The organism is Streptomyces sp. MCA2, from assembly GCF_023544705.1.
GTDB classification, from domain to species: Bacteria; Actinomycetota; Actinomycetes; order Streptomycetales; family Streptomycetaceae; genus Streptomyces; species Streptomyces decoyicus.
This window is the reverse complement of record NZ_JAMJFM010000082.1, coordinates 1-21,742: the sequence shown is the minus strand read 5'-3', so window position 1 is coordinate 21,742 and position 21,742 is coordinate 1. Positions and strand designations below refer to the sequence as shown.

Below are 21,742 nucleotides of genomic sequence, written 5' to 3'. Positions count from 1 at the left end.
GGCCGGAGGGGGCCGGGAAGGGGTCGGGAAGGGACCGGGAGGGGGCCGGGAGCGCCTTGCTGACGTCATGTGTGCACATTACGGGCCGGCACTGACAACGCCGTCGCCGGACGGCGGCGGGGCGGCTGCGGGCCGCCGGGCGGGTGCGGCAGGGGGGCGCCGGCTGCGGGCTTCGAGATACAGGCTCAGGGCCAGCAGCACACCGCCGAGGAGCAGGAACCCCCAGGGCAGGTAGCTGGTGAGCAGGAGGACGAGGGTGCGCTGGGACGTCACCAGGGAGACGGTGGAGTCGATGTAGTCGTCGCGCATCTTCACATGGCCGGCGAACGCGGTGACCTTGCCGCCGCCGGGCAGCAGATCGCCGCCGCGCAGCTCTTCCTTGTGGATCTCCTGGCCGTTGACGGGCGCGCCGGTGACCGGCTCCACCCAGAACATCCGCTTGGTGGTGTACCAGCGGGTGGTGCCCATCTTCTCGACGGACTGTGGGGTGATGCCCTTGACCGGCATCTTCTTGGGGAGGGCGACCTTGGTCCAGGGGATGGTCTGCTCGAAGTAGTAGACCTCCAGGCCGCGGAAGGTGCGGGTCCCCTTGTAGTGGATGGGGGCCGAGGTGCGGGTCTGGGCGTCGAAGTAGGCGTAGTCGCGCCGCTCGGTGAGGAACGGCCACTTGTATTCGATGCCCTCGCGGCGCACCGGGTCTTGGTCGACCATCTCTCCGGTGGCGTGCACGGGTTCCTGGGAGTGGGCGTCGAAGAGGTAGCGCTCGGGGATCGCGGAGACCATCTTGCCGTCGGGGCCTACGACGTAGGACAGCGTGTCCCAGACGACGACGTCGCGGCCCGCGGACTGCTCGATGCGGTCGGAGGCGGCGACGTTGCCCTTGAGGGTCTGCACGATGGTGACCTTGGGGACGCGTTCGGCTTTCATCGTCCCGTAGTTGAGGAGGGTGGCGGGCTCGGCCTCCAGGACCATGTCCTGGTACTGGCCGGGCGGGATCTTGGCGAGCCGCGGAAAGGCGTACCACCGCATCAGCGGGGACAGGGCGGTGACGAAGACGGCGCAGGCGAGCAGTACCAGGCTTGCCGTGCGGCGCATCCCTCGCGCTTCGCGGCGCGGGCCGGGGGCTGCGGTGCCGGTGTCGGCCGGGGGCCCGGGGTTCGTCCCCCGGGTGGGCACGGGGCGGGGCATGGTGGTGGCGTCCCTCCCTCAGGGGTGCTTGGGGACGGTGGTCAGCAGCGGCTTGGGCGAGGTCGTGCCGCTGGGCGCACCGATCGCGGTGAGGGTGAGGACGAGGGCGAATGCCGCGGCCAGTCCGACCGCGGCTGCTGTCAGGGCGCGCATGGCCGCCTCCCGGAGAGCTGCTGTGCCTGTCCGGGGGCACCCCGGATCCCCCAACGGCGTCAGGGCGGGGGCACCGTAGCAACGGGCGGCTGAGATGAGAACACGTTGCACCGCCGTCCTGCCCTGGACGGCGGGCAGGACGGCGGTGACGGGCCGGCGCGGGGGCCGGGCCGGCTGGTGGGGCGGGGGTCAGGAACCGGCCGGGGCGGCGACCTTCAGCTTGACGGTGAGTACGGCGCCGTCGGCCGTGGTCAGCCGCAGCAGGAACGTGCCCGCGTGCCTATCCGTGTAGATCTTCGGGAGTTTGAGCAGGCCGTTGGCGTCCGTGGTGAGCCCGGTGAGCGTGCGGACCGGCTTGTCCTTGTCGTCGCCGGTGGCCTCGGGGTCCTTGAAGTAGGGGCCCTTGGTGTTCTCCACGGGCTTCTTCGGGTCGTCGGTGACCATGGTCGCGGTGACCGCCGCACCCGCCGCGATCTTGCCCTGGTAGGTCGCCTCGACCTCGACGGCGTCCTCGGCGAAGGCCTGGCCCGCGGTCGCCGTCAGCTCCTTGTCCGAGGTGCGGGCGAGCTTGTCGGCCTTCGGGGCGGGCCTGGCCTTGACGGTCGCGCCGAAGGCGACGGCGGGGGCGGTGCGGCCCACGGCGGTGGCCCGGATGGTGAAGGCTCCGGCCTTGCCGCCCGCACGCAGTGTGGGCGCGGTGGCGAGGCCGTCCTTGCCCGTGGTGACGGTGACGGTGGTGGCGTCACCGGGGAAGCGGGCGCCGGTGGACGTGGGGAGGGCGAAGCGGACGGGGGCGCCGGCGACGGGCTTGCCCGCGGCGTCCTTGGCGCGTACCCGTGGCGACGCGGCGAACTCGGTGCCCGCGGTGGCGCTCAGGTCCTTGTCGCCGACCCGTTCGAGAGCGGTGAGCCGAGCGGGCCCGGTGGGGGTCTCGGGGGTGGGCGTCTCGGGGGTGGGCTTCGGCTTGGGCGTACCGGTGCCGCCCGGGGTGTCACCGGTGCCCGAACCACCGGGCTTGCCGGGGTGGTTGTGCTGTCCCTTGCCGGGCTTGCCGGGTTTGCCGGTGCCGGATCCGCCCTTGCCCGGCTTCCTGCCCGGTGCGTCGGAGCCGTGGCCGTGGTGCGCACTGCCGGTGCGGCCGGTGCTGTCGCCGCCGGACTTTCCTGCGCCGCCCCGGTGGACGGGCAGGACGCCCCGGCCGTCCGGAACCTCGTGGGTGCCGTGGCGGTAGAACGTGTACCAGGACAGCACCGTCCGCAGGTAGTCCTCGGAGTGGTTGTAGCCGAGGATCGCCCGGTCCAGGTCGTCCTGGACCGACAGGTCGCGGTCGCCGGCGCAGAGGTAGCGGCCCGCGGCGAGCGCGGCGTCGAAGACGTTGTTGGGGTCCTTCTTGCCGTCGCCGTTGCCGTCGGCGCCCCAACCACTGCCGTCGAGGCCGCCGTTGGACCAGGTGGAGGGGATGAACTGCATCGGGCCCACGGCACGGTCGTGGGTGAGGTCGCCGTCGTAGCGGCCGCCGTCGGTGTCGGTGATCCGGGCGAAGCCGTTGCCGTTGAGCTGCGGGCCGAGGATCGGCTGGAGGGTGGTGCCCTCGGCATCGACCGCGCCGCCGCGCGCCTGCCCGGACTCGACCTTGCCGATGCCGGCGAGCAGTTGCCAGGGCAGCCGGCAGCCCGGATCGGACGCGTCGACCGCGGAGGCTGCCTTCTTGTACGCGGCCAGGACGGTGGCGGGCAGGCCGGCCTCGGCGGGTCCGGTGCCGAGGGCGGTGCCCTGGCCGGTGCGGTGCTCCTCGCGGGGCGGTGCCGTCCTGTGGAGGGGCGGCCGGTCGGTGAAGTACGTGGAACCGCCGTCGATGGGGGTGTCGGCGGGTGGGGCCGGTTTCTGTTTCCTGGCGGCCGCGGCCTCGGTGGCGGCCGGCGCCTGAGAGGCGGTCAGGGCGGCGAGCACCAGGGCCGCCACGGCTGTCGAGGCCGCTCCCCTTTGGAGCCGCCTTCGGATTGTGGCTGCCATACGTGGTCCCCTCCGCGTTGCCCTACCGCGCTCCTGACGCGGTATCGCGCTCCCCAGCGCTCCAACTCAGGCGACACTACGACAACTCGGGCCCGGCATCTACCACCCCCATCGGACACATAATGATCCGAATCGATCGAGGGGAGGCGCAATGCCGTTCACACTCAGTCATGCCGCCGCCGTGCTTCCGGCCATCCGGCGGACCGGCGCGGCACGCGGTCCGTTGGTCGCCTCGGCGCTCGTGGCGGGGTCGTTCGCACCGGACATGACGTACTACGCGGACTCGCTGGTGCCGGGCGCCATGGAGTTCGGCGACGTCACGCACTCGCTGTCCGGTGTGCTGACGGTGGATGTGCTGGTCACCGTGGCGCTCGTGGGCGGCTGGCTGCTGGTGCGTGAGCCGTTGACCGCGCTGCTGCCGCGGGCGTGGCGAGGCCCGGTCCACACCTTCGTCCGCGGCCGGCCCTGGCGGCCCCGGGGGCCCCGCGAACTCGCCGCCCTGGTGGGCTGGTTCCTGGTCTCGGCGGTCCTCGGGGCGGCGACCCATGTGGTCTGGGACGCCTTCACCCACCCGGGCCGCTGGGGCACCCGGCTGGTTCCCGGTCTCGACCGGGTGGTGGGCGGCCTGCCGGTCTATACCTACGTGCAGTACGGCACCTCGGCGCTCGCTCTGGCGGCGATGGGCGCGTTTGTGTGGCAGGTCCTACGGGGGCGCGGCGGCACCGGCGGTCCCCCGGCGGCCGGGGCGCCCGCGCCAGCCGCGGTACCGGTGCTGACCGTACGGGTGCGGCTGCTGCTGACCGCCCCGCTCGCGCTGTGCGTGGCGGCCGGTGCCGTGCACCGTGTCCTGCGGGCGCGCGCCGTCTACGGTCCCGCGGCGGCCTGGCTCGACTACCTCCCGACCGTGCTCTTCGGCGCCGGGGCCGGCCTCACCCTCGGGCTGCCGCTCTACGCGGTGGCCGTACGACTGCTGCACCGCCGCACCCGGGCAGCCGACGCCATGGGCCCGCTGCCGGCGCCCATGGCGCGGACCGCACCCCCGGCGGTGTCGCCGTCGGGCGCTGCGGCCGCGTCACGGAACACGTCGCCCGGCGCCGAGTGACGGCGCCCGGGGCGCCTGTGGGGTACCCGCGCCCGCGCCACTCGTCGGGTTACTCGACCAGAGCCGGGCCGGGCTGCGGCACCGGGGCCGGGGCGGCGCGCCGGGCGGCCCGCAGCAGGCAGGCTCCGCAGACGAAGCCGATGGCGGCCGCCAGCAGATGTCCGACGGTGGTGAAGTCGGGCAGCTCCCCGCTCCAGTCGCCGCCGAGCACCGGCCAGGCGACGACACCGGCCGCCGCGGGCCACCGCGCCCGGCGCAGCAGGAGTGCCCCCGTCGCCAGCACCGTCTCGGCCCCGTAACTGATGCCGAAGTCGGTGGCGTGCCGGACGCTGTCCGGATACCAGCCGTGGGCGAGGGCCACGTGGATCAACGGCACGGTCAGCAGCGTGGCGGCGAGATGCCCCAGGACGAAGAGGGCGTAGGCACGTCCCGCTCCGTACCGTCGCTCCAGCCACGCCAGGCACACGATGACGCCGAGACCGAGTGTGATCAGCGTGCCGGCGAAGGCCTCCGAGGTGATCTCGGTCAGCGTGCCGTCGAAGAACAGCATGCTGCCCGCCAGTACACGGACCGGGCGGTCGTGGAGGTTGTCCAGATTCGTACTGACGCCGAGCATCACACGCTGTGCCTCGGCGGTGGACAGCACCGCCGTGCACCACAGATGGGTCGACAGCAGCAGTCCGGCATAGCCGGCCGTGACCGGGCTGCGGGAGACATAGGTGCCCAGGGCTCGGGCCACACGACGTATCACGGAGTGATCAAAGCAGAGCGCTTTCGAGGTGGACAGGATCCATGACGCGTCGGGCGACGACGGCTGTCGGGCCGCCGTCGAGCAGGCCGGAACCGGCCGCGACTCGGTGCGGTGCGGGCCGGGTTGCGGCCGGGCTGCGGCCGGGCTGCGGCCGGGCTGCGTGGCCGGGGGCGGCGCGGGGCGCCCGCGCCGTCACCGGCCCGCTTCCCGGCTCAGTGCGCCGCCGACTCCCAGTCCTTGCCGGAGCCGACCGAGACGTCCAGGGGGGCGCTCAGTTGGACCGCCGCGGCCATCTCCTTGCGGACCAGTTCCTCGACCTTCTTGCGCTCGCCGGGGGCGACCTCGACGACGATTTCGTCATGGACCTGGAGCAGCATCCGCGACTCCAGTCCGGCGGTCCGCAGTGCCGCGGCGACCCGCAGCATCGCGATCTTGACGATATCGGCGGCGGTGCCCTGGATCGGGGCGTTCAGCGCCATCCGCTCGGCCATTTCGCGGCGCTGGCGGTTGTCGCTGTTGAGGTCGGGGAGGTAGCGGCGGCGGCCGAGCATGGTCTCCGTATAGCCGATGGCGCGGGCCTCCTCCACGACCCGCTGGAGGTAGTCGCGCACCCCGCCGAACCGCTCGAAGAAGTTGTCCATCAGCTTGCGGGCCTCGTCCGGCTGGATGCCCAGCTGCTGGGAGAGGCCGAACGCCGACAGGCCGTACGCCAGGCCGTAGGACATCGCCTTGATCTTGCGGCGCATCTCCGGGTCGACCTTGCTCTTGTCGACCGAGAAGACATGGGAGGCGACGGTGGTGTGCAGGTCCTCGCCGGAGGTGAACGCCTCGATCAGGCCCTCGTCCTCGGAGAGGTGTGCCATCACCCGCAGTTCGATCTGGCTGTAGTCGGCGGTCAGCAGCGACTCGAAGCCCTCGCCGACGACGAAGCCGCGGCGGATCGCCCGGCCCTCGTCCGTACGCACCGGGATGTTCTGGAGGTTGGGGTCCGTGGAGGACAGCCGGCCGGTGGCCGCGACGGTCTGGTTGAAGGTGGTGTGGATCCGGCCGTCGGCGCCGATGGTCTTGATCAGGCCCTCGACGGTCGTGCGCAGCTTGGCCTGCTCACGGTGCCTGAGCATGATCACCGGGAGCTCGTTGTCGGTCTGCGCCGCCAGCCAGGCGAGGGCATCGGCGTCGGTGGTGTAGCCGGTCTTGGTCTTCTTGGTCCTGGGCAGGCCCAGCTCGCCGAAGAGGACCTCCTGAAGCTGCTTGGGCGAGCCGAGGTTGAACTCATGGCCCGCGGCGGCATGGGCCTCCTTGACGGCCTGCTGCACGGCGCCCGCGAACTGCTGCTCCATGCGCTCCAGCCAGCCCCGGTCCGCGGCGATACCGGCCCGCTCCATCCGGGCCAGCAGCTCGCTGGTCGGCAGCTCCACATCACGCAGCAGCCCGTCCGCGCCGACCTCCGCCAGCTTCGTCTCGAACGCCGTCCCGAGGTCGAGGACCGTACGGGCCTGTCCCATCAGGGCGTCCGCCTCGGCCTGCTCGTCCGCGCCGAACGCGAGCTGGCCGTCGCCGGCCGCGGCGGGGGCGAGATCACGTCCCAGGTATTCGAGGGACAGCGCGTCCAGTGCGAAGGAGCGGCGGCCGGGCTTGACCAGGTAGGCGGCCAGGGCGGTGTCCATGGTGACGCCGTCGATGGTCCAGCCGTGCTCGCCGAAGACCCGCATCAGGCCCTTGGCGTTGTGCATCACCTTGGGGCGGGCGGCATCGGCGCTCCAGGCGGCGAAGGCCCGCTCGTCCGCCTCGTCGAGCTGGGACGGGTCGAACCAGGCGGCCGGGCCGTCGGGGGCGGCCAGCGCCACCTCGGCGACGCTGCCGCTGCCCAGCGTCCACACATCGACCGTGGCCACGCCCAGCGGCCCGGTGCCGTGTTCGGCCAGCCACCCAGCGAGTTCGCCGGTGTCGATGACCGTGCCGTCCACCTCGACGCCGGGCGCCGGAGCGGCCTCCTCGGCGGCGTCGGCCGAGCCGGGGTCGACGGCGTGCAGCCGGTCGCGCAGGCCCTGGTTGCGGATCTCCAGCCCATTGAGGAAGACCGTCAGCGCCTCGCGGTCGTAGGCCTCGCGGGTCAGCTCCGCGGGGCCGCACGACAGCTCGACATCGCGCACCATCTCCGTGAGCCGGCGGTTGAGCTTCACGGCGTCCAGATGCTCGCGGAGGTTGGCGCCCGCCTTGCCCTTGACCTCCTCGGCGCGCTCCACCAACTCCGCGAACGAACCGAACTGGTTGATCCACTTCGTGGCGGTCTTCTCGCCGACGCCCGGGATGCCGGGGAGGTTGTCGGACGGGTCGCCGCGCAGCGCGGCGAAGTCCGGGTACTGGGCGGGGGTCAGGCCGTACTTCTCGAAGACCTTCTCCGGGGTGAAGCGGGTCAGCTCGGAGACACCCTTGGTGGGGTAGAGGACCGTGACGTCGTCGGAGACCAGCTGGAAGGAGTCGCGGTCGCCCGTGACGATCGAGACCTCGAAGCCCTGCGCGGTGGCCTGCTCCGTGAGCGTGGCGATGACGTCGTCGGCCTCGAAGCCCTCGACGGCGAACCGCTTGACGTGCATCGCGTCGAGCAGCTCGCCGATCAGCTCGACCTGGCCCTTGAACTCGTCGGGCGTCTTGGAACGGTTCGCCTTGTAGTCGGCGAACTCCTCGGAGCGCCAGGTCTTGCGCGAGACGTCGAAGGCCACCGCGAAATGCGTGGGCGCCTCGTCGCGCAGGGTGTTCGCGAGCATCGACGCGAAGCCGTAGATCGCATTGGTCGGTTGTCCCGTGACGGTCGTGAAATTCTCCACGGGCAGGGCGAAGAACGCCCGGTATGCCATGGAATGCCCGTCCATCAGGAGCAGTCGGGGACGGCCGCCCGCCGCCGCCTCGGTGCCGGTCGCTTCGCTCTTCTTCGCTGCCTTTGCTGCCACGCCCCCGATCCTGCCACGCCCCACTGACAATCCCCGCCGCGACGGCCACCGCTCCCCTCGCCGCCCGCGGCCCCCGCCCCGCCGGAAGCCCGCTCCGCCCCGCCGCACACCGCCCCGGACCACGCCGTACACCCCGCCGCCCCTCCCGGGCCGCTCCCCCGCCCTCGCCCCTACACCGCCCCACGTGTCCGTGACAGGATCAGATGTGTACGGCAACGATCCGCCGCGCCCGGCGGAGCGAGCACCAGTTCACGGCTCAAGGGAGAGCGCCATGGCAGGCAAGCCGCCCGCATCGGATCCCGTCCAGGACGCGCCCCAGGTCGGCGAACCCCAGCACTCGGCCGTCGGCCTGCCCGCCATCACCCACGCCCTGCGCATCTCCCAGCAGCAGATGGGCATACGCCGTACCGCCCTCACCCTCCTGCGCGTCAACCAGCGCGACGGCTTCGACTGCCCCGGCTGCGCCTGGCCCGAGCCCGACAAGCCGCACGCCGCCGAATTCTGCGAGAACGGCGCCAAGGCCGTCGCCGAAGAGGCCACGCTGCGCCGCGTCACCCCGGACTTCTTCGCCGCCCACTCCGTCGCCGATCTCGCGACCCGCAGCGGCTACTGGCTCGGCCAGCAGGGCCGCCTCACCCACCCCATGTACCTCGCCGAGGGCGCCGACCACTACGAGCCGGTGACCTGGGAGCGGGCCTTCGACCTCATCGGCGAGGAGCTGACCGCCCTCGGCTCCCCCGACGAGGCCGTCTTCTACACCTCCGGCCGCACCAGCAACGAGGCCGCCTTCCTCTACCAGCTCTTCGCCCGCGAATTCGGCACCAACAACCTCCCCGACTGCTCCAACATGTGCCACGAGTCGTCGGGCTCCGCACTGACGGAGACCATCGGCATCGGCAAGGGCAGCGTCCTGCTGGAGGACCTCTACCAGGCCGACCTGATCATCGTCGCCGGGCAGAACCCGGGCACCAACCACCCGCGGATGCTCACCGCCCTGGAGAAGGCCAAGGCCGGCGGCACGAAGATCATCTCGATCAATCCGCTGCCCGAAGCCGGCCTGGAACGCTTCAAGAACCCGCAGACCCCGCGCGGCCTGGCCGGCGGCGGCACCGCGCTCACCGACCTCTTCCTCCAGGTCCGCCTCGGCGGCGACCAGGCACTCTTCCGCGCCCTCAACCGCCTCGTCCTCGACACCGACGGAGCCCTCGACGAGGACTTCATCCGCACCCACACCCACGGCTTCGAGGAGTTCGCGCAACGGGCCCGCGCCGACGACGACTGGGACGAGACGCTGCGCGCCACCGGCCTGACCCGCGAGGAGATCGACCGCGCCCTGGCCATGGTCCTCGCCTCGCGCCGCACCATCGTGTGCTGGGCGATGGGCCTGACCCAGCACAAGCACTCCGTCCCCACCATCCAGGAAGTCGTCAACTTCCTCCTGCTGCGCGGCAACATCGGCCGCCCCGGAGCCGGCGTCTGCCCCGTACGCGGCCACAGCAACGTCCAGGGCGACCGCACCATGGGCATCTTCGAGCGGCCCGCACCCGCCTTCCTCGACGCCCTGGAGAAGGAGTTCGGCTTCGCCCCGCCCCGTGAGCACGGACTCGACGTCGTCCGGGCCATCCGCGCCCTGCGCGACGGGCAGGCCAAGGTGTTCTTCGCGATGGGCGGCAACTTCGTCTCCGCCACCCCGGACACCGACGTCACCGAGGCCGCCATGCGCCGCGCCCGGCTGACCGTCCACGTCTCCACCAAGCTCAACCGCTCGCACGCGATCACCGGCGCCCGTGCGCTGATCCTGCCGACCCTGGGCCGCACCGAACGCGATCTGCAAGCCGGCGGCGAACAGTTCGTGACCGTCGAGGACTCCATGGGCATGGTGCACGCCTCCCGCGGCCGCCTGGCACCCGCGAGCCCCCAGCTGCTGTCCGAGACGGCCATCGTCGCCCGCCTGGCCCGCCGCGTCCTGGGCGCCGGCAGCCGCACCCCCTGGGAGGAGTTCGAGAAGGACTACGCGGCGATCCGCGACCGCATCTCCCATGTCATCCCGGGCTTCGAGGACTTCAACACCAAGGTTGCCCGCCCCGGAGGCTTCGCCCTCCCGCACGCCCCCCGGGACAGCCGCAGCTTCCCCACCGCCACCGGGAAGGCCAACTTCACCGCCGCGCCCGTCGAATACCCCGCCGTCCCCGAAGGGCGGCTGCTGCTCCAGACGCTGCGCTCCCACGACCAGTACAACACCACGATCTACGGCCTCGACGACCGCTACCGCGGCATCAAGAACGGCCGCCGCGTCGTCCTCGTCCACCCCGACGACGCCCGCGAACGGGGCCTGGCCGACGGGGCGTACACCGACCTGGTCAGCGAATGGACCGACGGCAGCGAGCGGCGCGCGGCCGGCTTCCGCGTCGTGCACTACCCGACGGCCCGCGGCTGCGCGGCCGCCTACTACCCCGAGACCAATGTCCTGATCCCGCTCGACCACACCGCCGACACCAGCAACACCCCGGCCTCCAAGTCGATCGTGATCCGCCTGGAGAGCGCCCGCGAGGACTGACCGCCACCGGGCCGGAGCGGGAACAACAACCCCGCGCTGAGCGCTTGCTCAGGGGCCTGATAGGAACAGGCACGGATCGACCACGATCACGGGCGAGCGAACGGAGCCGTAGGCATGGGTGAGCACAGCACGACCAAGTTTCCGCAGGAGATCCTCGACCAGTGGGCCGGCCTGGGCCTCGACCTGCCCGCGCTCTTCTCCGCCGGACACCTCGGCGAGCGGATGAGCGTGCAGGTCACCGAGGCGGCCCCGGAGCGCGTCGTCGGCACCATGCCCGTCGAGGGCAACACCCAGCCCTACGGACTCCTGCACGGCGGCGCCTCCGCCGTCCTCGCCGAAACCCTCGGCTCCGTCGGCTCCATGCTGCACGGCGGCCCCACCAAAGCCGCCGTCGGCGTCGACCTCAACTGCACCCACCACCGCGGCGCCCGCTCCGGACTGGTCACCGGCGTCGCCACCCCCGTACACCGCGGCCGGTCCACCGCCACCTACGAAATCGTCATCACCGACGAGGACGGCAAGCGGGTCTGCACCGCCCGTCTGACCTGCATGCTGCGCGAGACGGACACCGACGCCTACCGCAGCTGACCCACCCCCGGCCGGCGCCTTGCCGCCCGCCGGAAACGGCCCCGCACCCGGCCCACGGGAGCGGGGCCGTACGCATTCCCGTAACCCTGCGTAACACGGACGCCATGCGCCACCGGCCGCACCGCCCATACCCCCCAAGGGACCCGGCGCCGTCGCGCCCACCGCATCCGCTATCCGGACGCCCGCACCGTCACCACACGCCTCATCCCCCCGTGGAAGTGCGAGTTCGTCCTCCGCACCGTGTTCGCCCTCCGGTGTAAGGACCATAACGGCATAACGCTCATCGAAGGTCATAACAAGAGCGTCACATCCTGGTCAGCGCCTCTGCCGGTCCGGCGAACACCGCTCTAGAGTCACCGCCAGTCACCGCGCCGCCGGGCGCGCTGCAAGCACGGACCCTGTGCGGCCCGTACAGCCCGGCGAGCGAAACGGCCATGCGACAGTCGTGGCCGCGCCAGGGAAAGGACTGATCGTGCGTCACCGTTCCTTGCTCATCCTCACCACCGCAGTCACCACCGGCGCCCTCGCACTCTCCGCGTGCGGCTCGCGCGGCGACGACACCAAGAGCGGCGAAGGAAAGTCCACGGTCGTCATCGGCCTCGACGCCCCCACCACCGGCGAGCTCTCCGCGCTGGGCCTGGGCATCCGCAACTCCGCCCAGCTCGCCATCGACAACGCCAACAAAGCCGGCGAGGTCAAGGGCGTCACCTTCAAACTCGAAGCCCTCGACGACAAGGCCCTGCCCAACGCCGGCCAGCAGAACGCCACCAAACTCGCCGGCGACAAGGACGTCCTCGGCATCGTCGGACCCCTCAACTCCGGCGTCGCCCAGTCCATGCAGCAGGTCTCCAAACAGAACAACCTCACGCTGATCTCCCCGGCGAACACCACTCCCGACCTGACCCAGGGCAAGGACTGGAAGCAGAACAAGCGCGTACGCCCCTTCCCCACCTACTTCCGCACCGCCACCACCGACGAAGTGCAAGGCGCCTTCGACGGCCAGTACGCGTGGGAGAAGATGAAGGTCAAGAAGGCCTACGTCATCGACGACCAGAAGACCTACGGCGTCGGCCTCGCCTCCTCCTTCAAGGACCAGTTCAGCAAGCTCGGCGGCAAGATCGTCGGCACCGAGCACGTCAGCCCCGACGACCGTGACTTCAAGGCCGTCGTCTCCAAGGTCAAGTCCGCCAAGCCCGACCTGGTCTTCTACGGCGGCGAATACCCGGCCTCCGGCCCGCTCAGCCAGCAGCTCAAGGACGGCGGCGTCACCGTCCCCCTCATGGGCGGCGACGGCATGTACAGCGGCGACTACATCAAGCTCAACAAGAAGGCAGCGGGCGACTACGCCTCCTCCGTCGGCAAGCCCGTCGAGGAACTCCCCTCCGCCAAGAAGTTCATCGCCGGCTACAAGGCAGCCGGCTTCAAGGAGTCCTACGAGGCCTACGGCGGCTCCACCTACGACTCGACCTGGGCCATCATCCAGGCCGTGAAGAAGGTCGTCGCGGACAACGACGGCAAGCTGCCCGACGACGCCCGCAAGAAGGTCGTCGACGCCATGAACAAGGTCACCTTCGACGGCGTCACCGGCCCCATCGCCTTCGACAAATACGGCGACACCACCAACACCATGATCACCGCATACCAGGTCGAAAAGGGTGCCTGGGCCTCCCGCTTCAGCGCCGAATTCAAGAAGTTCGACAAGAGCTGACCGACCGCACCACACCACCCCGGGCCGCGCCAGGACAGACGAACGACCCTGGCGCGGCCCGTGGCACACCGGGGCACCCCGGACTCTCCCCCGCCCCGCCCGGCCCGGATCCCCCGCTCCCGCCCGGGACGGCCCCCTCTACTCCCCTCCGGCCCGGACCCCTCACACCCACCGGCCCGGATCCCTCACACCCACGCAACGGAGGCCCTGCGGTGAGCGAACTCCCGCAGCAGCTGGCCAACGGACTCATCCTCGGCGCGATGTACGGACTCATCGCGATCGGCTACACGATGGTCTACGGAATTGTCCAGCTCATCAACTTCGCCCACGGCGAGATATTCATGGTCGGCGGCTTCGGAGCGCTCAGCGTCTTCCTCGCTCTGCCCGCCGGCACCTCACTCGCCCTCGCCCTGCCGGTCATGCTCCTCGGCGGCATCGCCGTATCCGTCCTCGTCGGCATAGCAGCCGAACGATTCGCCTACCGACCGCTGCGCGGCGCCCCCCGCCTCGCCCCCCTCATCACCGCCATCGGCCTGTCCATCGCCCTCCAGCAGGCCATCTGGAAGTGGTACCCCGACGGCAAACAGGCCCGCGTCTTCCCTCAGTTCAAGGGCCACGCCTTCGACATCCTGGGCGCCACCGTCCAACGCGGCGACCTCTTCGTCCTCATCGCCGCCCCCGCCTGCATGATCGCCCTAGGCTTCTTCGTCGCCAAAACCCGCAGCGGCCGCGCCATGCAGGCCACCGCCCAGGACCCCGACACCGCCAAGCTCATGGGCATCAACACCGACCGCATCATCGTCCTCGCCTTCGCCATCGGCGCCGCCTTCGCCGGCGTCGCCGCCGTCGCCTACGGCCTGCGCACCGGCGAGGTCCAGTTCCGCATGGGCTTCATCATGGGCCTCAAGGCCTTCACCGCGGCCGTGCTCGGCGGCATCGGCAACATCTACGGCGCCATGCTCGGCGGCGTCGTCCTCGGCATCGCCGAATCCCTCGCCACCGCCTACATCGAGGAAATACCCGGCATGGAGCAATTCGGCGGCGGAGCCTGGAAGGACGTCTGGGCGTTCGTCCTCCTCATCCTCGTACTCCTCTTGAGACCACAAGGCCTCCTGGGCGAACGCGTCGCGGATCGGGCGTGATACCGATGACCACGAAAACCACCACCACCCCGGCCCGCGGCCTGATCCCGCTCCCCGAGCGCACCGCCCGCCTCCTCACCGCCGCAGGCGCCCTCGCCACCGCCGCCACCACCGGCCTCGCCTGGACCTGGAGCAGCGACTTCCCCGGCGACCTCACCTACTACTTCTCCCCCGCCGGGCTCCAGCTCGTCACCCTCGTCGGCGGCCTCCTCACCCTGCTCTTCGCCCTCGCGGCCCTCGGCATACGAGGCCTGCAATGGCTCACCCCCGCAGGGCGCAACGCCCCCACCCTCCTCGCGGCCCTCGCCACCTTCGCCGCCACCTGGTTCACGCTCATCGCCATCGCCGTCCACCTCAACGGCCTGATCAACCTCGAACCGGGCGGCGCCGTCGCGGCCGTCACCTCCCTGCTCACCCTCGCCGGCGCCCTCGCACTGCCCCCCGACCAGGCCGCCGACCAGCCACCCACGGGCCCCTGGCAGCGCTTCACCGCCACCCTCGCCGCCAGCCCCCTACGGCGCCGCACCCGCGAACTCCCGTCCTGGGCCGAGATCCTGATCATCGCCGCCGCCTTCGCCGCCGGGCTCCTCGCCTTCACCTACGGCATCGACACCGACGACGGCGCCCCCTTCGTCGGCTACCTGATCTTCATGGTGCTGGCCCTCCCCGCCCTCAACCGGGCCGGACTCATCGCGCGCCTGACCGCACTCACCCACACCCACCGCGGCGTGGCCCTCGGCGCGGCCTTCATCGCCGCCGCCTGCTTCCCCTTCACCCAGGACACCGACCAGTACACGATCATCGGGGCCAACATCCTGATCTTCGCGACCGTCGCCCTGGGCCTCAACGTCGTCGTCGGCCTCGCCGGCCTCCTCGACCTCGGATACGTCGCCTTCCTCGGCGTCGGCGCCTACGCCGCCGCCCTCGTCTCCGGCTCCCCCGAATCCGCCCTCGGCTTCCACTTCCCCTTCTGGGCGGCCCTCCTCACCGGCGCCGCCGCCTCCCTCGTCTTCGGCGTCCTCATCGGCGCCCCCACCCTCCGCCTACGCGGCGACTACCTCGCCATCGTCACCCTCGGCTTCGGTGAGATCTTCCGCATCGCCATGCTCAACCTCAACGGCACCACCGGCCCCGACGTCACCAACGGCGCCATGGGCATCCCCAACATCCCCAACCTCGAAATCTTCGGCTTCAACTTCGGCGAACCCCACGACATCCTCGGCATCCCCGTCGCCACCTACGGCAACTACTACCTGCTGATGATCCTCGTGACCGCCTTCGTCGTCCTCGTCTTCCGACGCGCCGCCGCCTCCCGCATCGGCCGCGCCTGGATCGCCATCCGCGAAGACGAAACCGCCGCCATCGCCATGGGCATCAACAGCTTCCGCCTCCGCCTCCTGGCCTTCGCCCTCGGCGCATCCCTCGCCGGACTCGCCGGCACCGTCCACGCCCACGTCGTCACCACGGCCACCCCCGAACAATTCCAGTTCGCCGGCCCCCAGCCCCCCAACTCCGCCTTCCTCCTCGCCGCCGTCATCCTCGGCGGCATGGGAACCCTCAGCGGCCCCCTCGTCGGCGCCGCCCTCCTCTTCCTCATCCCCGCCAAACTCGACTTCCTCCAGGACTACCAACTCCTCCTCTTCGGCATCGCCCTCGTCCTCCTCATGCGCTTCCGCCCCGAAGGGCTCATCCCCGACCGCAGGAAGCAGCTCGAATTCCACGAAACCGGCCAACTCGACGTACCCGACCAGCGCCTCCCCGACGCAGACGCCACCCTCGGCGCCACCCAGGCAAAGGCGTGACGACCATGACCACAACACCCAGCCTCGCACCCGCCACTGACACCGACACCGTCCTGCGAGCCGACGGCGTCACCATGCGCTTCGGCGGACTCACCGCCGTCCGCGGCGTCAGCCTCACCGTCGGCACCGGCGAAATCGTCGGCCTCATCGGCCCCAACGGCGCCGGCAAAACCACCTTCTTCAACTGCCTCACCGGCCTGTACGTGCCCACCGAAGGCACCGTCAGCTACCGAGGCACCCGCCTCTCCCGCAAACCCCACCTCGTCACCCAAGCCGGCGTCGCCCGCACCTTCCAGAACATCCGCCTCTTCGCCAACATGACCGTCCTCGAAAACGTCCTCGTCGGACGGCACACCCGCACCAAAGAAGGACTCTGGTCCGCACTGCTCCGAGGCCCCGGCTTCAAAAAAGCCGAACTCGGCAGCGAACAACGCGCCATGGAACTCCTCGAATTCACCGGCCTCGCCCACAAACGCGACCACCTCGCCCGCAACCTCCCCTACGGCGAACAACGCAAGCTCGAAATCGCCCGCGCCCTCGCCAGCGAACCCGGCCTGCTGCTCCTGGACGAACCCACCGCCGGCATGAACCCCCAGGAAACCCGCGCCACCCAGGACCTCGTCCTCGCCATCCGCGCACAGGGCATCGCCGTCCTCGTCATCGAGCACGACATGCGCTTCATCTTCAACATGTGCGACCGCGTCGCCGTCCTCGTCCAAGGACAGAAACTCGTCGAAGGCACCTCGGAGGTCGTCCAGGCCGACGAACGCGTCATCGCCGCCTACCTCGGCACCCCGGTCGACGGCATACCGGCCCCGGACGACACCACGGACCCGGCAACCCCGACGGACACGGCGAACTCGACGGACACCGCAACCCCCACGGACCCGGCCCCCACACCAAAAGCAGCCACCACCCCCGACGCGGCAGGAGAACCCGACACCACAGACGGGGCCGCTCCGCCGGACCAACCGGCCCAGGGACAGACCGGAGACACCCCATGACCGCACTGCTCGAAGTCGAGGACCTACGCGTCGCCTACGGCAAGATCGAAGCCGTCAAAGGCATCTCGTTCTCCGTCGAAGCCGGCCAGGCCGTCACCCTCATCGGCACCAACGGCGCCGGCAAAACCACCACCCTGCGCACCCTCTCCGGCCTCCTCAAACCCCTCGCCGGCAAGATCACCTTCGACGGCGAACCCCTCAACGGCGTCCCCGCCCACAAAATCGTCGAACGCGGCCTCGCCCACTCCCCCGAAGGCCGCCGCCTCTTCCCCCGCCTCACCATCGCCGAAAACCTCAAACTCGGCGCCTTCCTCCGCAAAGACGCCGACGGCATCGAAAAAGACATCCAACGCGTCTACGAACTCTTCCCCATCCTCGGCGAACGCAGCAAACAAGCCTCCGGCACCCTCTCCGGCGGCGAACAACAAATGCTCGCCATGGGCCGCGCCCTCATGTCCCGCCCCAAACTCCTCATGCTCGACGAGCCCTCCATGGGCCTCTCCCCGATCATGATGCAGAAGATCATGGAAACCATCCGCGAACTCCGCTCCCAAGGCACCACCATCCTCCTCGTCGAACAGAACGCCCAAGCCGCGCTCTCCCTCGCCGACCAAGGACACGTCATGGAAATCGGCCGCATCGTCCTCTCCGGCACCGGCCCCTCCCTCCTCCACGACGAATCCGTCCGCAAGGCCTACCTCGGCGAGGACTGACCCGCACCCGCACCCGCACCAACGCGAGCGGCCCCGCACCGACGAAGATCGGTACGGGGCCGCTCGCACACTCAGGACGAGCCCGGCTGCTCCCGGGCTACTGGTCCTTCTGCTGCTTCTTCTCCTCGGCGTCCTCGATGACCGCCTCGGCAACCTGCTGCATCGACAGCCGACGGTCCATCGACGTCTTCTGGATCCACCGGAACGCAGCCGGCTCCGTCAGCCCGTACTGCGTCTGGAGAATGCTCTTCGCCCGGTCCACCAGCTTCCGGGTCTCCAGCCGCTGCGTGAGATCCGCGACCTCCTGCTCCAGCGTCCTCAGCTCGGTGAACCGGCTCACCGCCATCTCGATCGCCGGAACCACATCGGTCTTCGAGAACGGCTTCACCAGATACGCCATCGCACCCGCGTCCCGCGCCCGCTCCACCAGCTCACGCTGCGAGAACGCGGTCAGCATCAGCACCGGCGCGATGCTCTCCTCGGCGATCTTCTCGGCCGCCGAGATGCCGTCCAGCACCGGCATCTTCACATCCAGGATCACCAGATCGGGACGGTGCTCCCGGGCCAGCTCCACGGCGGTCTGCCCGTCCCCGGCCTCGCCGACGACGGTGTAGCCCTCTTCCTCCAGCATCTCTTTGAGGTCGAGACGGATGAGGGCCTCGTCCTCGGCGATCACGACGCGCGTGGTCAGCGGCGGGACGTGCGACTGATCGTCATCGGCGGCGGGCTGCTCGGGCTCGGCGGCGCTCACGGGACTCCTCATTCAGGCAGGTGGTGCCATTGCAGCCTACCTAGAGGCGGCCATAGTGATGCACACGGTAGGGTGTCTCTCGCAACCGGCCCGGTTGGTGGAACTGGTCAGACACGCGGCTCTCAAACAGCCGTGCCCTTGGGCATGTGGGTTCGAATCCCACACCGGGCACCCTTGAACAAGCAGAACTCCACCTTCGCGTGGATCGCACGCATTTTCGCCCTGCCCTCATGAAGCGTCACGCACAGTGATGTCATGAACTTCCACGGCACGGATGCGCGCCACAAGGCAATCGCCCAGCTCCGCGCGGGGGCAAGGAACGCGGACGTGGCCCGCGCGTTGGATCTCCCCCTCGGCACCGTCAGCTATTGGCTGCACATGGACCGCGCGCGACGCGGAGAGTGCCCAGGTGCCCACAACCCGAAATGCCCGCGGTGCGACGGACGCGAACTCGATACCGCGGCGTACGCCTACCTCTTGGCCCTCTACCTCGGCGACGGCCACATCATCCAGTATTCGGCGCACCGCGTGCCAAGTCTCATGATCGCGTGCGGTGACGACTGGCCGGGCCTCATGGACGCCTGCGAGGCCGCTATGCGGGCGGTCTTCCCCGACAACTCCGTGTGCCGGGTGCGCAAGACCGGCTGCCACAACGTAAAGGTCTACTCGAAGCACTTATGGTGCATGTTCCCGCAGCACGGGCCCGGCAAGAAGCACGAGCGGCTGATCATGCTCGAACCCTGGCAGCAGCGGATCGTGGACGAGCACCCGTGGGACTTCATCCGAGGGCTGATCCACTCCGACGGCTGCCGGATCACCAACTGGACGACGCGCATGGTCGGCGGTGAGCGCAAACGCTACGAGTATCCGCGGTACTTCTTCTCCAACAAGTCCGATGACATCCGGCGGCTCTTCTCGGACACCCTCACCAAAGTCGGCGTCCAGTGGACCGTCCTGGCCCGCGGCAGCGACCCGTTCAACATCTCCGTGGCCCGCAAAGCCTCCGTCGCCCTCATGGACCGACACATCGGGCCGAAGTACTGACAGGGACGGCAGTCAGGTACCTCGGCCCAGCGGAATCGCGGTGCGGGTGGGGCTACTTCGGGGAGTCGTCCTCGCCGATGTGGTGGACGCGGACGAGGTTGGTGGAGCCGGGGACGCCGGGCGGGGAGCCGGCGGTGATGATGACGACGTCGCCCTTCTGACAGCGGCCGATCTTGAGGAGCTGCTCGTCGACCTGGGCGACCATCTCGTCGGTGGAGTTGACGGTCGGGCCGAGGAAGGTTTCCACGCCCCAGCTGACGTTGAGCTGGGAGCGGGTGGCCGGGTCGGGGGTGAAGGCCAGGAGCGGGATGGGCGACCGGTAGCGGGAGAGGCGGCGGACGGTGTCGCCGGACTGGGTGAAGGCGACGAGGAATTTGGCGCCGAGGAAGTCGCCCATGTCGGCGGCGGCGCGGGCGACGGCGCCGCCCTGGGTGCGGGGCTTGTTGGCCTCGGTGAGCGGCGGGAGGCCCTTGGCGAGGAGGTCTTCCTCGGCGGCCTCGACGATGCGGCTCATGGTCTTGACGGTCTCGGTGGGGTATTTGCCGACGCTGGTTTCGCCGGAGAGCATGACGGCGTCGGTGCCGTCGATGACGGCGTTGGCGACGTCGGAGGCTTCGGCGCGGGTGGGGCGGGAGTTGTCGATCATCGAGTCGAGCATCTGGGTGGCGACGATGACCGGTTTGGCGTTGCGCTTGGCCAGTTTGATGGCGCGCTTTTGGACGATCGGGACGGTTTCGAGGGGCATTTCGACGCCGAGGTCGCCGCGGGCGACCATGATGCCGTCGAAGGCGGCGACGATGTCGTCGATGTTGTCGACGGCCTGGGGCTTTTCGACCTTGGCGATGACGGGGAGGAAACGGTCTTCTTCGCGCATGATGCGGTGGACGTCTTCGATGTCGCGGCCGCTGCGGACGAAGGAGAGGGCGATGATGTCGGCGCCGTAGCGCAGGGCCCAGCGGAGGTCGTCCTGGTCCTTTTCGGAGAGGGCGGGGACGGAGACGGCGACGCCGGGGAGGTTGAGGCCTTTGTGGTCGGAGACCATGCCGCCTTCGATGACCTTGGTGTGGACGCGGGGTCCGTCGACGCCGGTGACTTCGAGGGTGACTTTTCCGTCGTCGACGAGGATGCGTTCGCCGGTGGTGACGTCGGCGGCGAGGCCGTTGTAGGTGGTGCCGCAGATCTGGCGGTCGCCTTCTACTGCGGGTTCCACGGTGATGGTGAACTCGTCGTCGCGTTCGAGAAGTACAGGACCTTCGCGGAATCGGCCGAGTCGGATCTTCGGGCCTTGAAGGTCGGCGAGGATGCCGACGCTGCGGCGGGTTTCTTCGGATGCTTTGCGGACCCGGTCGAATCGTGCCTCGTGGTCGGCGTAGGTGCCGTGGCTGAGGTTGAAGCGGGCAAGGTCCATTCCGGCGTCGACGAGGGCTTTGATCTGCTCGTACGAGTCGGTGGCGGGTCCCAGTGTGCAGACAATCTTTGCTCGGCGCATGTTTCGACTCTATGACTTACCGGGCGGTAGGGAAGTGTAAGAAAGTGACTGCTCAACGAGCGCTTGATGAAAGGCTGTTGACAAGTAATGGAATGCGCGCGGAGGCGCTCTGATGAGCGGAATGTCATCCTTGCGCGTGGTGGTCTCAGAGTGCGGGACGGGTCATCGTAAAGCGTGCGTTGACATTGGCGTGGACGGCTTGGCGTTGGGGTTCGAGATCTAGGGCGGGGGCGGATTCCTGGACGGGGGCGCCGCCGTATCCGCGGTGGGAGCCCATGGGGGCCTGAAGTGGGACGGGGGCGGCATTTTCGGCGCCGAGGTCGGCGATTTCGAGCAGGGCGTCGAGGCGGGCGCCGAGGGCTTCGGCGTATTCGCGGGCGCGCTGGACGGCTTCGCGGACGGCTTGGGTGCGGGCATTGCGGTGGGCGGGTGAGTCGGGGCGCAGGGCCCACCAGGGGCCGTCGACGCGGGTGAGGTCGAGGTCGGCGAGGCGGGTGGTGAGTTCGCCGAGGGTGGTGAAGTCGTTGAGGGTGGCGGTGTGGGTGACGCGTCCGTGGTAGGCGCGGATGCGTTCGTGGCGGCCTCTTTCGGTGAGCTGGGGGGTGAGGCTGAAGGTGCCGGTTTCGAGTTTTTCGAGGGCGTCGCCGTAGCTCTTGATGAGGGTGAGGGCTTGTTCGTTGCGGCGGGTGAGGTCGGTGAGGGCGGCAGTGCGGTCGGTGCCGCGGGCGCTGACGGTGACGGCGATGCGGGCGATTTCGGGGTCGACTTCGAGGCGGGCTTCGCCGC

At 70.0% G+C, this 21,742-nt stretch carries 17 protein-coding genes and 1 tRNA gene; 10 read left to right on the top strand and 8 right to left on the bottom strand.

Annotation, left to right across the window (positions count from 1 at the left end; genetic code table 11):
* Positions 1–78: 78 nt before the first annotated feature.
* From M8I34_RS39000 to M8I34_RS38990, 3 genes are all read right to left on the bottom strand, one after another.
* Positions 79–1,095 (bottom strand): DUF3068 domain-containing protein, encoded by a 1,017-nt coding sequence (locus M8I34_RS39000; RefSeq protein WP_250057847.1) that lies wholly within the window; start codon positions 1,093–1,095, stop codon positions 79–81.
* Between the two features lie 111 nt (positions 1,096–1,206).
* Positions 1,207–1,341, bottom strand: a complete 135-nt coding sequence (locus M8I34_RS38995) for an SPW_0924 family protein (RefSeq protein ID WP_250057841.1) — start codon at positions 1,339–1,341, stop codon at positions 1,207–1,209.
* A 189-nt stretch (positions 1,342–1,530) separates the two neighbouring features.
* Positions 1,531–3,354 (bottom strand): lytic transglycosylase, encoded by a 1,824-nt coding sequence (locus M8I34_RS38990; protein ID WP_250057840.1) that lies wholly within the window; start codon positions 3,352–3,354, stop codon positions 1,531–1,533.
* Between the two features lie 151 nt (positions 3,355–3,505).
* On the opposite strand from M8I34_RS38990, the gene M8I34_RS38985 reads away from it, so the two are divergent.
* Positions 3,506–4,456, top strand: coding sequence for a DUF4184 family protein (locus M8I34_RS38985; protein WP_250057839.1), 951 nt, complete (start codon positions 3,506–3,508; stop codon positions 4,454–4,456).
* A gap of 49 nt (positions 4,457–4,505) precedes the next feature.
* On the opposite strand, the gene M8I34_RS38980 is transcribed toward M8I34_RS38985, so the two are convergent.
* Positions 4,506–5,207, bottom strand: coding sequence for a rhomboid-like protein (locus M8I34_RS38980; protein ID WP_250057838.1), 702 nt, complete (start codon positions 5,205–5,207; stop codon positions 4,506–4,508).
* Positions 5,208–5,419: 212 nt separating this feature from the next.
* Complete coding sequence (gene polA, locus M8I34_RS38975; RefSeq protein WP_250057837.1) at positions 5,420–8,158, bottom strand: DNA polymerase I; 2,739 nt, start codon at positions 8,156–8,158, stop codon at positions 5,420–5,422.
* 271 nt (positions 8,159–8,429) lie between these two features.
* On the opposite strand from polA, the gene M8I34_RS38970 reads away from it, so the two are divergent.
* From M8I34_RS38970 to M8I34_RS38940, 7 genes are all read left to right on the top strand, one after another.
* Positions 8,430–10,715 (top strand): FdhF/YdeP family oxidoreductase, encoded by a 2,286-nt coding sequence (locus M8I34_RS38970; RefSeq protein WP_250057836.1) that lies wholly within the window; start codon positions 8,430–8,432, stop codon positions 10,713–10,715.
* A gap of 114 nt (positions 10,716–10,829) precedes the next feature.
* On the top strand, positions 10,830–11,303 hold the full coding sequence (locus tag M8I34_RS38965) for a PaaI family thioesterase (protein ID WP_250057835.1): 474 nt from the start codon (positions 10,830–10,832) through the stop codon (positions 11,301–11,303).
* Positions 11,304–11,790: 487 nt separating this feature from the next.
* Positions 11,791–13,011 carry a branched-chain amino acid ABC transporter substrate-binding protein gene (locus tag M8I34_RS38960; protein WP_250057846.1) on the top strand — a complete coding sequence of 407 codons (1,221 nt, stop codon included), beginning with the start codon at positions 11,791–11,793 and terminating at the stop codon, positions 13,009–13,011.
* A 212-nt stretch (positions 13,012–13,223) separates the two neighbouring features.
* Positions 13,224–14,153: a branched-chain amino acid ABC transporter permease gene (locus M8I34_RS38955; RefSeq protein ID WP_250057834.1), complete on the top strand. Its 930-nt coding sequence runs from the start codon at positions 13,224–13,226 to the stop codon at positions 14,151–14,153.
* 5 nt (positions 14,154–14,158) lie between these two features.
* The gene (locus M8I34_RS38950; RefSeq protein ID WP_250057833.1) at positions 14,159–15,955 is read left to right on the top strand and encodes a branched-chain amino acid ABC transporter permease; all 1,797 of its coding nucleotides are present in this window, start codon (positions 14,159–14,161) and stop codon (positions 15,953–15,955) included.
* Between the two features lie 5 nt (positions 15,956–15,960).
* Positions 15,961–16,959, top strand: a complete 999-nt coding sequence (locus M8I34_RS38945; protein ID WP_250057832.1) for an ABC transporter ATP-binding protein — start codon at positions 15,961–15,963, stop codon at positions 16,957–16,959.
* Positions 16,956–17,672, top strand: a complete 717-nt coding sequence (locus tag M8I34_RS38940) for an ABC transporter ATP-binding protein (protein ID WP_244415502.1) — start codon at positions 16,956–16,958, stop codon at positions 17,670–17,672. The genes M8I34_RS38945 and M8I34_RS38940 overlap by 4 nt, the downstream gene beginning before the upstream one ends.
* 97 nt (positions 17,673–17,769) lie before the next feature.
* Here the strand turns inward: M8I34_RS38940 and M8I34_RS38935 are convergent, their stop codons facing one another.
* Complete coding sequence (locus M8I34_RS38935) at positions 17,770–18,435, bottom strand: response regulator (protein ID WP_284051308.1); 666 nt, start codon at positions 18,433–18,435, stop codon at positions 17,770–17,772.
* Between the two features lie 76 nt (positions 18,436–18,511).
* On the opposite strand from M8I34_RS38935, the gene M8I34_RS38930 reads away from it, so the two are divergent.
* Positions 18,512–18,594: transfer RNA gene (locus tag M8I34_RS38930), tRNA-Leu, on the top strand.
* A gap of 84 nt (positions 18,595–18,678) precedes the next feature.
* Positions 18,679–19,467, top strand: a complete 789-nt coding sequence (locus tag M8I34_RS38925) for a helix-turn-helix domain-containing protein (RefSeq protein ID WP_250057831.1) — start codon at positions 18,679–18,681, stop codon at positions 19,465–19,467.
* A gap of 52 nt (positions 19,468–19,519) precedes the next feature.
* Here the strand turns inward: M8I34_RS38925 and pyk are convergent, their stop codons facing one another.
* Entirely contained in the window at positions 19,520–20,956 is a 1,437-nt protein-coding gene (pyk, locus tag M8I34_RS38920; protein ID WP_250057830.1) for a pyruvate kinase, read from the bottom strand.
* A 145-nt stretch (positions 20,957–21,101) separates the two neighbouring features.
* The coding region (locus tag M8I34_RS38915; protein WP_250057829.1) for an SIMPL domain-containing protein at positions 21,102–21,742 on the bottom strand (641 nt) is incomplete at its 5' end.